The following is a 16,502-nucleotide window of genomic DNA, read 5'->3' as shown; positions in this document are numbered from 1 at the left end:
TTTAATGAGTAATTTGCACAGTTTATGAAATCGTTTGCACAACTTTAATAAAAAATACAGATAGTCATTCATTCATAAACTCCTATCCGTGCAAGCGCTGTCATAAACCGCCTAATTCTAAGATACTATGTTTCTCTTAATTAGGCAACATATAAATTATTATAATAGGTAAACTTTTTATGGTTAAAGCTAAAATTATTCAATCCTTTTACATTAATCTACCTTCACTTCTATTGTTATGGTAAAAATGTGCAAACGATGCCATTGTATGTCAAATTAAAAGAGGAACCCTAGTTGGGTCCCTCTCGCTTATTAAAACTTATGAATTAAACGGTAAAGCATCGTAGCTGCTTCAGCTCTTGTTGCAAGATCTTTAGGAGCAAACGTTGTAGATGTTTTACCATTTACAATTCCTAAAGAATTAGCTGCATGAACTGCATCCGTTGCCCAAGAAGCAACATTATCTTTGTCAGTAAATTCTAATTCGCCTTCAACTGTTACACTTTGTTTTGCTTTGAATTCATAAGCTCTTACAATCATAACAGCCATTTCTTCTCTAGTAATCTTACTATTTGGATTAAATTTCCCTGCGCTACCTTGAACAATGCCCACTTCTTGAGCAGCTTCAACTTCTAATGCATACCAAGCATTAGAACTCACATCAGAAAACGTTCCTTGGAATTCACCTTTTTTCAGCTCTAAAACCCTCGCAACTAAGGCAGCAAATTCTGCTCTTGTAATATCAGCGTTAGGAGCAAAAGACGTTTCCGTTTTACCATTGATAATTGAACGAGTAGCTAAAAACTCGATTTCAGCTTTTGCCCAATGGTTAGAGATATCCCCAAACGTTTTTACAGAAGGCGCCTCAGGTGTTGTTGGTGGTTGCGGCGCTGGAATTGGAATGACTGGTCCAGGTCCTGGTTGGACAGGGGCCGGAGCAAGTCTGTGTACATCAATCACCTTTGTTGTTGTATGACCAGCTAGATCAACTAATTCAAATACAAACGTATTATCACCTAGATCAAGGTCTAGTGTTACTGGTATAGTCTTAGTTAACGAACGTCTCTCATACGGAAGACCCATCGTACTATTGAAATACTCTTCACCATTAACTGTAAAACGTAGCTCATCAAAATTGTCCACAATGGTAACATTTAGATTTAATTTCTCTTGCGTTACATTTGCCGGAGGAGCTGTAAATGTAATTTCACCAGGTGTCGAATCTATGAAAATTGTTCTTGCAAACGACATTTCATTTCCAACAACATCCTTTGCTCCAACTGGTACCCGATAGACACCATCATTTTCAAATGTTTTTTCATATGAATACTCATATCGGTTAAGTTCGGCATTAAAAGTGAACTCAATCGGCTCACCATCAACTGTTACTTCAGCAATTGGCGAAGCATTTGTAACATAACCTTTAAATAAAACTGTTTTTGAGTCAAAGATACCAAATGGTTCAGGGCTTTCACCGATAATTACTGGAGCATCATTATCAGTTCCATAGTAAAGTTCAGCAAATCCACCATTACCAGCATAATCGTACGCCACAACTGTAATAGTCGTACCTTCTGCTAGCGCTTCACCGAATGTAAATTCTGTTTCTGCTGGTGAGATTAATAGAACTTCCTCTTCCTCTTCTTCATTCATTGTCATTAATGGTTGGCCATCAACAAAGATCACAAAGTGAGATAACCCAGATCCAGTATCCTCAGATGCCATTGTTACTGCGTTTGTTTCAGCATCGTAACTAGCTGATACTGTAGGCGCAACTGTATCAACCGTTAATTTAAATTTATGACTTTGCCAGTTAGCTCCTGGGAAGTCGATTTTTGATTTTACTTCGTAGTAATAAACACCATCTTCGACAAGCTTGTTGTTGACTCTTCCATCCCATGCAGCATTACTTAAAATTGAATAAGCAGCTCCATTACCACGATCAAAGAAGTGTTTTCTAACATTGTTTTGTGTACGAAGCGTACGAAGTTTCCTACCATCCTCAGCCAAAATGTTGTATTGAACCTCAGATGCATTTCGTAACATCGAGATAATTGGGAATACAGTTGTCTTTTTTGGAGAGAAGGCAAAACGATCATCTGCACCTTCATAACCAACAAATGGATCAAAACCAATGAAGTTAAGGTCTTGATTTAACATCCCGGTATACCCATAGAACGTTTCGGCTGTATACCTAGAAGCATCCACGATTGGAACGTCTCCCCACTGGCCATTAAAGCCTACGAAAGGAACAGATAGTGTAGGATTTGAGTCAGTTGGGTCAACAAATTCTACGAAACCTTCAGCAAAGTAGCCGTTCGGGAATTCTTCTTTTGCTAGACCTCCTGGCCAGCTAAGTTCAGCTTCACTTAAATCAATTTCAAAAGAAACCGTCACCGTTTGGCCTGCTGGCACTTCCACTGAATTTACTTCTTCACCATTTATTTTCGCAACAAAGGTTGTTCCAATTAGTTCAACCGCCTCTAATTCATCTGGGAAATAACCTATTTCACCCCATCCTGCTAAATCAGTTTGTAGCCTCTTTTTAATATCGTAGTTTACTACATCATCACTAAAATTCACTACATTTAACTGGAAAGTTACATTGTCATTAATCTGACGTAATGCTACTTTTGCTTCACCATCAACGGGATTAATTACATAAGCAGGAGTTGAACTCGCTGCATGTAAGTCCATTTGTCCCGCACCTTGACGACGAGGTGAGAAGTAGTTATCCCAACCCATTCCCCCACCTACCTGGGGGTGAGTATTAATAGAACCAATATCTGTTTTAGGTACCGCTGTATTCATCATTAAAATCTTAGCCATTAATGAACGCTCAGCACCTGTTAATTCGAATTCTGTATCAACACGTTCTAGAATTAATGCTGCACCACCAGCTACGTGAGGTGCTGCCATTGATGTACCACTCATTAATCCGTACGAGTTATTTTCAAGTGTTGATAAAATATTTCCACCTGGAGCTGTAATTTCAGGTTTGAAGTCTAGAGTTGAAGGTAGACCCCATGATGTAAAACTAGATAATTTACCAGCCTCAGGGTTTGGGGCTTGAGTTTCATTGCCGTTGAAAGAAACTGTAACCGACTGACCATCAGCCAATAGATCACGTAACATGTCACCATGTGACTTAGCTGCAAAAAGGTGTGGAATAACAATCTCAGGTTCGCTAGCCATATTTAAGTAACCTGCAGCGTTATTGAATACAATAACACCTTTCGCACCACGATCTTGAGCATTTAATGTTTTGTGCGTAAAGTTGATTGCGCCACGTTGAATGAGAACAAATTTCCCTTCAACATCAATACCTTCGAAGTCATCTGGAAGACCTGGATCACGATCCGGAGAACGTCCTAGTCCTGCAAAAACAAGTTCAAACTCTTCTCCCTTGTAAGTGATTGGGTGAGTAGACCCTGAAGACAGGAAAGGAATTAATCCCGTTTCATCACCTGATTTAAAATTAAATGCATCCATTTGAATATACGTATTCTCACTAGAAGCTACTGAAAACGACTCATAAGAAACAGATGGCGTTCCTGTAACACCAATATCTGGATTAGTCATTAGAGGCAACCCATACCCATTCCCTAAGTGTGCTGAGTTACCTGCAGAAATAGAGACAATAACTCCACTTTCTTGAGCACGTCTTACAGCCACTTGCTCTGGAGCAGTTGGTTGTACAAATCCCGCAGTAGATCCTAGAGATAAATTAAGTACATCTACTCCTAATTTTAAAGCATCATCAATTGCCGCAACATATATATCACCATAAGTAGTTGCTAAAGATGGATCGTTACCAAATACTTTTAACGCTAGAATTTGTGCCTCTGGAGCAACACCTTTAATTCCACCATTTTCTTCATCACCGTTTGCACCAGCTGTACCACCTACGTGCATACCGTGCATTGATGCTCCTGGAGCTAAATCACGAATTTCCGTATTTAAATCCATGTAGTTGTACCCGTAAGGAACTTTGTCAGTAAACCAAACTCCTGGTACATCCTCACCATCAACATCTTCTTTGCTAAGTTTAGTTTTTACTCCTTCAGATAAAACGAAATCTCGGTGAGATGGGTCAATACCAGTATCAATAATACCAATTACCATCCCTTCACCAGCATACCCGTATTCATCCCAAGTTTTTTGAGCTTTCACCATTTCTTTACTAAATAACATTTCAGGTTGAGCGACTGGACGCTCATACTCATTAACGATATGTACCTGTTTAACACCAGGTAAATTCTCTATTTTTTTAAGATCACCGTATTTTACAGTTGCACTAAATCCATTCGTTACAGTTGTGAAACTATGAATATAGTTAATATCAATGCTTTGATTTGAAATAGCAGATTTAACTGCATCTTGAGCACTTAGTGCATCATCTGTAATTTTTACTTGTTGAGATTCTGGTAGTTCATTAAATTTAACTCCTGATTGAATAGCGTATGCAATACCAGGGTCTTCATTCATTTCTACTACAATACGAACCTCTTGATAATCATCATAGTGTTTTTCATTGTTTGAAGTAATACTTTGAACACCTTTGTTATTTAAAATATCTACCGATGGACTTTGACTAGGGGTTTTCCCCAAACCATTAGCGGCACTTCCGACAGGTGAAAATGCAAATAGATTTGACAGAACTAGTAAACATACTAATAAGAGACTACAAAAAGATTTTTTCCTTTTCCTATTCAAACTTCTTCCCCCTTAAATTGTAATTATAGATAAAGCTAAAAATTCTCCTCCCCTCATTCTATTTGACAGAATTCTACCATTACCAACTCTATTCGGAATAATTAGTATTTTCTGCCTATATAAACATTATTAGCTTATCTCATTTAAATGTCAATATTTTAGAATAATTATTAAAGGTGAAACGTTTGACAAAATAAGTAGCTTTCTATGTCGACAAAAGACGATTTAGCCTGAAGAATGATTGATATTGCTCTTTTTTGTAGAACTCTTCATCACTTTGTGGTATTAAACTATCTTTAACACTTAAAAAATATTATTATATCAATATAAAACCATTAGGCAAAACAAGTTACAATGAAGAACAGAACAAAAAAGAGAGTGGCCACTAAGACCACCCTCTTCCCAATTAAAACTTATTAATTAAACGGTATAACATTACCGCAGCTTCAGCTCTTGTTGCGTGGTCTTTTGGAACAAACGTTGTTGCCGTTTTTCCAGTTACAAGACCTAAGGCATTAGCAGTTTGGACAGCACTCTGCGCCCAACCAGAAATTGCTTGTTTATCAGTAAATTGTAAAGTACCACTTACTTGCGCTTTCCCTAATTGGTACTCATATGCTCTTACGATCATAACAGCCATCTCTTCACGTGTAATCTTACTATTTGGATTGAACTTACCTGCATTCCCCTGAACAATACCCGCTCTTTGAGCAGCTTCTACTTCAAGTGTAAACCAAGCATTCCTTGGAACATCTGAGAAATTACCACTAAACGTTGATTTCTCTAAACCTAATGTTCTAGTAATTAAAGCTGCAAATTGAGCTCTTGTAATATCAGTATTAGGTGAGAATTGGTCGTCCGATACCCCTTTTATGATTGTACGAGAAGCCATGATTTCAATCCCATCTTTTGCCCAATGCTTTGTAATATCTGTAAACGTTTTGTTAAATTCTAGTACGGCAAATTTAGAGAAATGTCTTGTATTAAATACAAATGTTTCATCTACTAATTTACCGCCTACATAATCCCAGGTAGTATCATTTAAATAGAAAGCCGAAGCTTTACGAGTATCTGTAAATTTCGTTTTATCAACTGCTACACTTACAGTTATCGGTTCTGCAAATTTAGAAATTTTCTCTACAGTTCCATCTAATTTTTCCATTGAGATAGTAAAGTCAAAAATAGGCGATAATAACTTTTGACCTGACATCGCTACTGGTACAGTGATATTTTTATCAGTTAACTCTAGTGTTGTAATAGAAACTTTATTCCCTTTTGCTGCATCAGCAATCCCTTTTAGTGTTTTTGAAGGAATAGCTAGAGAAGATTTCTCACCTTTAATAACAAGTGCTTTGTTACTCTCAGCAACTTGTTTTAATAGTTCAGGCGAAACCTCAGCGCTTACATTACTATTGCCATCTGCATTTAATCCCACATTTATAACAACTTCTTTTTGACTAGGGTTTTGAATTTGCTGAGCAACATCCTCTGGTTTAACAGGAACCACAACTGGCGGTGTTACCGGAACTACTGGCGGTGTCACCGGTGGTGTTACTGGTGGCGTTACCGGCGGTGTTACCGGTGGTGTTACCGGTGGTGTTACCGGTGGTGTTCCACTACCAGATTGAACCACTTCGAATGTTGTTGTAGCAAAAGTGTCAATACCTCTTACCTCAACAGTGTATTGACCAATTTTCGCATCACTTTTAACCACATAGTTAAACGAATATTGTCCATTGCTATTTGTTTTTACTTGTCCTACTCTTTCACTATTGCCTTCAAAGGCTACATGAATTGTTACATCTGTAGATCTTACAGCTTGTCCGTTTAATTTTACTTCACCAGTAATAACTACTGTTTGACCTTTATTGTATGTAGACTTATCTGCAGAAACAGTCACTGACTTTTTATCGAGTGAACCAACAACGTCAAATGTTGTTGTTGCAGTAACTTCACCTGCAATAGCTCTTACTGTATATTTTCCAGCAGAAGCATTAGCAGCTAATGTGAAATTCCTAGCAATTGCTCCACTTGATGAAATATCATTATCATTCCATTGATAGCTATCTACAAGATTTCCCTTTTCATCCCATACAGTAACAGCAGGTCTAGTACCTTTACCAGCCTTACCATCTTTTAAAACCAAACCACTAATCTGTACCGTGCTACCCGGTAAATACTCTGCTTTATCAACATTAACAGTTAAGCTAATATCTGCTGCAAAAGCAAACGGGACTTGGACAAAGAATACGCAAAACGCTAAGAAGATAAATGTAAGTCTTTTTTTCATTGTCCTTCCACCTTTCTTTAAATTGTAAAAATTGATGAAGGAGGGAAGCAGTAACTTCCCTCGTCCCTAAACCTTAATTATTCAACGATAAATGTAACACCTTTATTTGCTTCCGCTAATGCTTTCATTTCCCAACCATTCCAAGCAAATACTTCTACATGGTAAGTACCTTTCTCAAAGCGGTTTAATGATAATTGCATTCCTAAACCGTTTGTAGCACCATTTTCTAGTGTATTAACTGTCATGAATGATCTCTCGACAACACGGTTACTGCTATCAAGAACTTGAATGATCAGCATAGGTCTTTGTAATGCTGTTGGACCAAGATTTGTAATATCAGCCGCTACATAAGCAAAGCCTGTTTGTGTAAATGTAGAATTTGCTTCACCATTTACATCAAGTACACTTACTCCACTGATTACAGCATCATAATTGTAAACTGTGAAAGTAGTTTCATAAGGAGCAACTTCCTTACCTTGAGCGTCTACCCCAGTTACTACTAATGTGTACTCACCATTTTCAGCATACTGACCAGGAGTCCATGCTGCTTGGTATTCAGTTCCAGTTGAAGAGTCTAGTGTAAACTCATCTTCTGATGGAGAAACTACTTTTGCAGACCAAGTGATTTCTTCATTGCTTGTTGCATGAATTACAGCTGGGCGTTTGCTACTAACGATATCTTGAGGAGTAACTGTAACTTCCTCAATCTTAGCCGCAGCAATTTCTTCACCTTCAGCTAATTTGTAGATATTCACTACTTTTGTTGTTACGTTATTAGCATAGTCTAATAGACGTAATTCAAATGTGTTATGACCTTCTTTAAGAGCAAGAGTTGTATCAAACGTTGCAGATGCACCATTTAAAAGTCCTCCAGCCACGTTAGTAGAAGGTAATAAGAACTCGTGACTACCATTAATAAAGAATGATAAGTAGTGGAAGTTGTCTTCTAATAGGAAAGAAGCTGGTACCTCTTCTACTTCATTATCTACAATTTTCGGTAGATCAACAGAGATTGTTGGAGCTTGTGTATCAAGATATACTCTTCTTGCAATTGAGAATTCATTACCAGATGCATCAAATGCAGAAATTGTAATTTCTTCGATTCCATCTTGTGCAAATGTTAACACTGTACTAAAGTTGTAACGTTTATTTTCAGAATTATAAGTTAATGCAACTTCTTTACCGTTAACAAATGCCTTTTCAACACGGTGGTTATCAGTGATATAACCTGCTACTGGTACATTATGAGTATTATAAGCCCCGAATGCAGTAGGATTGCTTAAGAAAATTAATGGCTCAACAGTATCACCAACAACAACTGCAGAAGAACCTACGTTGTTTAATTGATCAGCAGCAAGAACTTCAATATCAGTTGCGCCAACTGAGTTTGCAAACGTATAACTTGTAGCAGTAGCTGGAAGTGTTGCAACTGGAGTTGTACCTTGTCCTACAAATACGTAAATTTGCTTAACCCCTACACCTGTATCTGTAGCAGAGAATGTTACTGTTTTAGTTTCCTTGTTGTAAGATTCAATCTCTACCACTGGAGCAGTTGTGTCAACGACTACAGGTACCTTAATTGATTGGAAAGCAGCTCCTGGAGCATCAACTTTACCTTTGATCTCATAGAAATACTTACCGTCTGGAACTAACTTACCATTTACTGTTCCAGTCCAACTTCTAGCACCAATAAAACTAAATTGGTTTGCTCCAAAGTTTTTACGTACGTTTGCTTGCGTTAAAATACGACTTAACAATTTGCCATTCTCATCTAACACATTATAGTGAACCTCACGTGTATTACGTAAGAATGCAGGAATTGGGTTAACACCTGTTAATAAAGTATCTTTTGGATTAATTCCATAGAATTTCTTCCCATCAGCACCTGTAAATGCAGGTGGTAAGAATTGACCTCTTTCATTAACAACATCGCGCTCCTGAACTACACCTGATATAGAAGCACGGTGTGCAAAGTAGTAACGATCTTGACCAAAGATTGATAGACCATCTAAGAATGAAGGACGATCCCATTTACCATAGAAACCTAAGAATGGTACAGTTATGTCAGGATTAGATGCACTTAATAATGATACGAATCCTTCTACAAAAATATCTTCAATTAGGTTCATTGATGTTTTTTGTCCGTTGGCTGTTAAACCAGGAATTTTAGCATTTGAAATATCAATCTCAATAGAGAATTCAACTGACTTACCAGCAGGAACAGTGATTGTTGGTGGTGCAGTAACTTTAGCACCAATCAAATCACCAGCGATTAAAGCATTACGTTTAGGAGCATTAGCAACCTCTCTAAATGTGTCTGTTAATACAGAAGTATCAACCACATACGTAACTGACTTATCTACTAAACTTTGAGCAACTAACGTAAAGCTAATTGTTTTCGATGTGAAGTCATATAATTCAACTTTCGCTTCTCCTGTAGCTTTGCTAGTCACAACAACTGGTGTAGTTACAGCATCGTATAATGACATCATACCCGCACCTTGGTGACGTGGAGAGAACGGTTGACCATTTAAGTCATCAATTACATAAGCAGTATTCATTAATAACACTTTTGCTAGACGAGTACGTTCAGAAGCAGTAAGGTCTGCGTATCTCTCATCTGTCTTTAAATATTGTTGTACAAGTGCAGCACCACCCGCAACGTGAGGAGCAGCCATTGATGTTCCACTTTTCACACCATAAGTATTCCATTGCTCTGTAGAGTAAATTCCACCACCAGGAGCTGTAATTTCAGGCTTAAGCTCTAAGCTCGGAGTTGAACCCCAAGATGTGAATTCAGTCATACGTCCCATTTCAGGACCTTCTGCTGCTAATAATTCATTTACATTTAGCGTAGGTGTTTCACCAGCAGCAATCGCATCAGCAATTGCTTTTTGTAGTGCTTTACCTTCAGCAAACTGAACTTTCATAAAAGGAACTAATCTCCAACCACCTTGGTTGTCAAAGAAAAACGCCGCCGGATCATGGTTACGAACAATTATTCCAGCTGCCCCTGCTGCCATAGCAACTTGGTTTTTCTCGATAAAAGGAAAACCTCCACGAGGAACTACAACAATTTTACCCGCAACATCAAGTCCTGCGTAATCAGCAAGGCTTCCACCAAGCTTCTCACCAAGATCAACTAGCTCTAAACCATCTAATTTAGTCCAGCTATCCATACCATAACCTACCGCTGAAAAATCTGCGTTTCCAGCTACCGTTATTTCATTTTGGTATTGGTAAGCTACATTACCACTTGCAGCTACTTGAATTGTATCGTAGTTTAATCCTGGAGCTCCAACCACCCCAATGTCAGGGTTTTTGAATAGAGGATTTGCATAGCTACGACCAATATGACCAGAGTTACCAGCAGAAACAGCTACTACTACGCCATTATCTACAGCTCTCGAAATTGCTACATCTTCTGCACTTAGAGGATCATAGAAAGAAGCTGTAGATCCTAAGCTCATATTTAGAACGTCTGCACCTAACTTAATTGAATCATCAATGGCAATTAAGTAAACGTCTGACGTTGTAGATGGATATTCAGGGTCATTAGAGAATACTTTCATCCCTAATACCTGAGCTTCAGGAGCTACACCCATAATTTGTCCATTTGCAACTACTGTACCAGCAACGTGCATTCCGTGATGAGAAGCATGTGGCCCTAAATCTAAGATTTCGTTATTAAGGTCAAAGTAGTTATAACCAAAAGGTACTTTTTCGTTAAAATACTTCCCTTTAATATTGTTATCAGAAAGAATTGCACTTACCTCTTCTTCAGTTAAAGCAACTTCAACACCCTCAGAAATGTTAAAGTCTTGATGATCTGGATCTACTCCAGTATCAAGAACTGCTACAACCATTCCTTCACCTTTGAAGTTAGCATCACCCCAAGTTTGGATTGATTGAATGAACTGATGACTGGTGTCCATGTTCGGCTCTACTTCTGGACGATTGTATACATTCGCTAAGTAAACTCTTTCAACACCAGCCAAGTTTTCGATTTTTCCGATGTCGCCAAATAGAACGTCACCACTAAAACCATTGAAACTTGTTGTGAAGTTGTATTTGTAATCAAAGTCAACACCCTGTGATGCAATTGCATTTTTCACAGTGTCTTGCTCAGCAATTACTTGAGCTTCTAAAGATTCCTTTACTGTCTCAGATAATTCTTTGTATAGTACATCTTGCTTTGTTGCGAATTCAACTGGTGTTTCACCTGCTAATTCGACAATAACACGCACGCTGTCAGTTGCAGCAAATGGTGCCTCTCCCTCATTTAGAGAAACTGCGTCTACACCCTCTTGTAGTAGGCTTCTAACTGTTTCTAAGTTTGTATTCCCTTGTGCAGCTGCAACAAAGTGAAAGTTTGAGAAAACTAGTAAAAATACTAATAAACTCGCAAAATGTTTACGAAATTTGCTCAATAGATTTCCCTCCTAGGTAATAGTGGATAATAATTGCCGGTGTTGCGTATTTCTACCATCCCTCCCAAGTTTATGTAAAATTCGACTTGCAATGTTAATTTTACGAACAATTCTAAATTTAGTCAATTGTTTTGCTATAAAAATATTTTGATAATTCATTTTAAAAGAATATTTTATTAATAACAGAAAACTCACTTCAACAAAAAAAAGACATAGAAACACTACGTTCCATATGCCCTAGGTACTATAAGAAATATGCTAATATGCAAATCCATTATTTTTTAAAAATAGCTTTCCATCCCATGTCAAAACTTCTTTGTCAGAAAATGTATCAGCTTTTTTCATTTTTATTATGACCGTAGGATTTATAAACGCCATCGTTACCAAAGCATCTGGTGGTGGCTGGTGCTCTCTTATTCTTATGACGGTCTTGCTACCTTCATTTGAAACTTGAACAACTTCAATCCAGTGACCACCTGTATTTTTCAGGCCACTTGAAATGACGATGATCTCATAGCCATCGGTTTCAAAAATCCTCCAATCTCGAATATCATGGTTGATGATTGACTTGTTATATCGATAAACGTCGTAATGTTGCTGTACTTCTGTCATAGAGAGAATTTCAAATTCAGGGTAACCTGTCATTTTTACTAACACCTTCTTTTCTTCAGATTTAGATTAATTTCCCACTAGCCCTACTTCAAACCTATGTTTATAATATTACAAAAAGTAAGAGCGCGTTCAAAAAGTTTCCTTTTTAACGCGCTCTCCCTCATTAAATCAATTTATTTCCCTTGCCTAAATGGCGCATGCACTGTAGAGAAAAATGAATTTGTTGCTCCTCTATGACAAGTAACGCAAGAGGTGGCTCTTAACGTATGCCCCTCAATTACTTCACCCTCAACATTTGTAGCCGGATACGCCACCTTTATTCCGTACATTTCAGTTGAATTGTTATGACAACTCAGACAAACTCGTCTTTCATAGTCAATTCTCTGGCTAGTTGTGGTCCAAGGTATCTGCTGTATAAACTTAGTTTCTATGTTCTTCGGGTTATGTCCAAAAGTCTCTTTTAACAGTTTGATATTACTAGCTCCATGTGTTTCATGACAATCTGCACAAGGCATATGTCCGTCAAGCAAACTACCATCCTCAATCCGATCATTTGGAATAAAATGCCCTGAACTTTCATACGTGTTTGCGTATAAAGATTTTACATCTCTTACCTTCGGATTCGTTCTTTGTACTTCACTGTTATGACAGCTAAAGCAAAGTGTATAATCTTCTTCTTTCCCAAAACTGATCTCACCTTCTCGCAAATCTTCCTCATTATTGTTCCAATTGCTATAGGTAAATGTACGATAAACAACTCGTTCATCGAGCTTTCTCACTAACGAGTCATTTTCATGACAAGACTCACACAACTGACTACTACTGTCAATTATACCTATATCTTTTGCTTCTTCCACTTCACTATGATCAAAGACGAAATGATCTCTTACTAAGTTGGGGTTACTTTCCTGCCAGCCTAGGTGTACATCGTGACAACTACCACAGGATTGAAATTGGACATCTGGGAGCTTCAGCTCTTTATTATTGTGGTTTGAATGTCCACTCATTTCTGGCATCTTACTAGCAACAGTGCCATCGTGGCAGGCCATGCAATAGCTCGTTACTGGCTCAGTCAGTTTATTTAATGTTTCCTTAAGCTCATCACTCGGTTCAATCATGCTGGACTCAGATGCCACATGAACATTGTGACAAGTTTTACACGTATTCGTATTTGCCTGATAGTTCCCATGAGGATTTTCAAAATGTGCATTGGATTTAGTTGTAAATGTCCAGTTTCTAGCATGAAGTAAGTTTCCTGCCTGATCAGTAATCATATGATTTACAAACACAAAATACTTTTTACTAGGCTTTAAGTTTTCCTCAGGGGTAAACAAGATGTGGCCTTCTTCATCATTATACGTAACGAAACCCCTAAGAGGGTCTGTTGCACCGTCTTCAAAAACTTCAATTGCATTCGTAGGAATGTTTTCTGCTAAAATCGGATTGTTATCGAATATTTCGACACTTATCACTGTACCAACAGGAGCTTGTGTCATATTAGGCCTTGGAAAAACTCGAGGTGAAATAAAAGGTCGTTTCTTATCAATCACAAAAGTAACTTCAGCCTCCGCTTTGTTTCCTGCCACATCATGTGCAACGACCATTACACCATATCCATTACCGTCTTCAACGTATTCATTTAGATCAAAAGAAAATTCACCTTCAAAGTTAGAGATAGTTGTTAATACATCATCTCCAACGACTAGCGAAACTTCTATTTCAGCTTCAGTCTTACCATTTACAAGAGCATTGTTAACAAATTGAGTATTTGGTGTAAGTATTTCTATTTCTGGAGCTGTTCGGTCAATTTCAAATTCTATTATATTAGAATAGTAGCTCTCCCCGTTGGTTTGTAGCAGCAGTGCTTGGAGTTTATAATTTCCTTCACCGTACGAAGAAATTGGCAACACTACAACATTTCCAACTTCAGCTTCAACTCTATCAACTTCATTTTCACCTTGAAAAATAACAATAGAAGTTTCTTGAATTTCTTCGCCACTCGTTTCTATGCTAAGTAGGACTTCACTTACATTAAATGATGATCCAGTAGAAGGTTCAATAATAGATAAGTTCACTTCTAGACTTTGGTCTATTCCCTTTATATCATCTTCATTATTTTGTTGGGTAGCCTCCCCCTCTCCAAAAACTACTGAGGTATACACTTGCACGTTAAAAGGAAGAAGTAAAAGACAGAATAATAGTATGCACCCTTTGCGTATATCCCCTAGATTCATCATTCATAATCACCCTTTAATGTAATGAATATCAAACTAATTCATTAACACCCTATTGATTTTTCTTACATCTGTGACATTGTTCACTGCATGACTGTTCATTCTCAATTATCCTTAGTAATAGAGCGACTAAAGGATGAACTAACTTATTCACCCTTTAGTCTGGGTTTACCTTTTTACTACCATTTAGTTGCAGCTATTTGGTAGTATCTTATTGTTTCGTAATTGCATGCTTCGCTACATAACCCAAAGTATTATTATGATAAATTAGATAAAACGTCTCATCACTTTCACCATAGATATCTACAAATGTATTTGGAGCAATTGTTCCTATCAAAGGTGCACTCATACTCGGTTCCGTACGGAAGTTTACTGCCGTAGAAAATGTTACTTTCCCAAGTGCAATTGGCTGCTGTTCGTTCTTTGTAGACGGATCAGGCATCATACCATTCGGATGTTGTGGGTCACGGTTTGTATTCTTTAATGAACCAGCCTTAGAGCTGTTATGACAAGCCCAGCATCCAGTCATGTTGGTAGCTTTCTTCAATGCTGATGAAGGATTTTTATCTTTCATGTATGCAACAGCTATTTCACGAGTCCACCCTTTTCCACCTAGATCGACCGATTTTTGTAAATCACGGATATTGTCACCATTGGCATCAATCATAATTTCCACATCAGTACCATGTGCGTAGTGACAGCGTAAGCAAGTGTAACCCGCGCTACTTGTCGTGTGCCCAAAATACTCTTGGCCATTATAGTTGCCATGAAGACTTGTTCTAGATCCGCTGATTGTGCTTCCGCCACTTGAAGAATATAAGTAGTCTGTATGACAAGTTGTGCACCATTGTGATACCGCTACACCACTTCCACCTGATCCCCATAAAGCTGAAACATTGTGCTTAGTAACAACATTTGACAATGCTCCTGGAACTGGTTGAAGATCAAGCTTCACTGCATAGGCACGACCGATATGACCACTCTTTGCATTATTTAGTAGATCTACACCTCTTGTATCAACTGTACCGTCAGCATTGGTTTTTGGATATGCATAAACTAACCCTTTATCATACTTAAACGAAACAATACCTGATCCATTTAAGTAATCATTTTGATCAATGACTGCATTTGTAAAGTTTTGAGCTGCATTAAAGTTACGGATTGTTCCAAATCCTTGACTCCAGTTAATAATTGTATCAATTTCGTTTTTTGTAACTGTAAATAGTCTTGAATAATAATCTCGTCCATTAGCAGTTGTAGTATAACCATACAACCACGGGTTTGTTGTTTTAGTATAAGCAGTACTACCAGCATTTTTCTCATAAACCATAATAATTACTGCATTTGCCGGAATGCTCTCATAAGCAGTCCCCGATAACGCATGTTGTGTCTTAGTTCCTCGTACTGCTCTGAATTTATCCGAAGAAACTGAAACACCTCCGTTTAGATTTGCAAAATCAACTACATCAATTCTTGAAGCTAAAATACCACCTTGATCAGGTGTAGTTAAACCCATGTTATTTGGATTGTAGTGTAATAATCGATCACTATAAGAACCGTGTGGCGCATGGCAACTGGCACAAGTAAATTGTCCATCCCATGAACCAGTACCATTTGCGTTTCCACCTGGTGCCGCTTTAATTTTCACCGCACCATTCGCTAAGTGAACACTCATGTTACCTGAATGTGTTCCTCCAAATGTACCTGCAGTTCCTGCTTTTGAACCGTTAGCAAAAACGTTATAAAATCCTAAAGTACCGTCATGACAAGCAGAACAAGTTTGATACGAACTGTCTGCAAAAAGTAAGTTTCTTGCCTTCGCTGTATGTGTTTGGTGACAGCTCGCACAAGAGTTTGTGTTATTTTGGTAAGAAGTATGTGTTTTTTGATCACCTAGTTGCCCATGGTTATCAATCATACCTTGCGACTTAATGACATCTCTGAATGCATTTGGATTGTTAATTCCTGAACCAGTACCATTTGCATTAGGATTTAATCTTCCTACATCCCCTGCTGGATCAATAATCTCGTTATGGCCACCAGTTGGATTAACAGTCCCGTTTGCAAAGGCTGAAGTTGCCAGAATGCCTAGGATTGCAAACGCAAACATTAGACTAAGACTAAGCTTCTTCATAGATTTTCCCTCCCCGTTTCTAAATTCTATCTCTATCAAATGAGTTCCCCCTCGGCCGGACACCACCCCCTTAAATAAGTTTGTCT

At 38.0% G+C, this 16,502-nt stretch carries 6 protein-coding genes; all 6 read right to left on the bottom strand.

Features of this window, described 5'->3' with window-relative positions; translation table 11 throughout:
• Window positions 1–312: 312 nt before the first annotated feature.
• Window positions 313–4,716, bottom strand: coding sequence for a S8 family serine peptidase (locus DS745_RS09345; protein WP_129077987.1), 4,404 nt, complete (start codon window positions 4,714–4,716; stop codon window positions 313–315).
• Window positions 4,717–5,122: 406 nt separating this feature from the next.
• Window positions 5,123–7,006, bottom strand: coding sequence for an S-layer homology domain-containing protein (locus DS745_RS09340; protein ID WP_129077986.1), 1,884 nt, complete (start codon window positions 7,004–7,006; stop codon window positions 5,123–5,125).
• Window positions 7,007–7,083: 77 nt separating this feature from the next.
• A complete protein-coding gene (locus DS745_RS09335) occupies window positions 7,084–11,436 on the bottom strand; it encodes a S8 family serine peptidase (RefSeq protein ID WP_129077985.1) in 4,353 nt (1,450 codons plus the stop codon).
• A gap of 258 nt (window positions 11,437–11,694) precedes the next feature.
• Window positions 11,695–12,081: a protease complex subunit PrcB family protein gene (locus DS745_RS09330; protein WP_129077984.1), complete on the bottom strand. Its 387-nt coding sequence runs from the start codon at window positions 12,079–12,081 to the stop codon at window positions 11,695–11,697.
• Between the two features lie 140 nt (window positions 12,082–12,221).
• A complete protein-coding gene (locus tag DS745_RS09325) occupies window positions 12,222–14,285 on the bottom strand; it encodes an Ig-like domain-containing domain (protein ID WP_129077983.1) in 2,064 nt (687 codons plus the stop codon).
• Window positions 14,286–14,493: 208 nt separating this feature from the next.
• Window positions 14,494–16,416, bottom strand: a complete 1,923-nt coding sequence (locus DS745_RS09320) for an SH3 domain-containing protein (protein WP_129077982.1) — start codon at window positions 16,414–16,416, stop codon at window positions 14,494–14,496.
• Between the last annotated feature and the right edge of the window lie 86 nt (window positions 16,417–16,502).

It is taken from the genome of Anaerobacillus alkaliphilus (genome assembly GCF_004116265.1).
GTDB lineage: Bacteria > Bacillota > Bacilli > Bacillales > Anaerobacillaceae > Anaerobacillus > Anaerobacillus alkaliphilus.
This window is presented reverse-complemented; position numbering and strand designations above follow the sequence as displayed.

Coding starts and splice junctions, on each gene's coding strand:
- DS745_RS09320 (WP_129077982.1), bottom strand. CDS start 16,416: ATGAAGAAGCTTAGTCTTAGTCTAATGTTTGCGTTTGCAATCCTAGGC.
- DS745_RS09330 (WP_129077984.1), bottom strand. CDS start 12,081: ATGACAGGTTACCCTGAATTTGAAATTCTCTCTATGACAGAAGTACAG.
- DS745_RS09325 (WP_129077983.1), bottom strand. CDS start 14,285: ATGATGAATCTAGGGGATATACGCAAAGGGTGCATACTATTATTCTGT.
- DS745_RS09340 (WP_129077986.1), bottom strand. CDS start 7,006: ATGAAAAAAAGACTTACATTTATCTTCTTAGCGTTTTGCGTATTCTTT.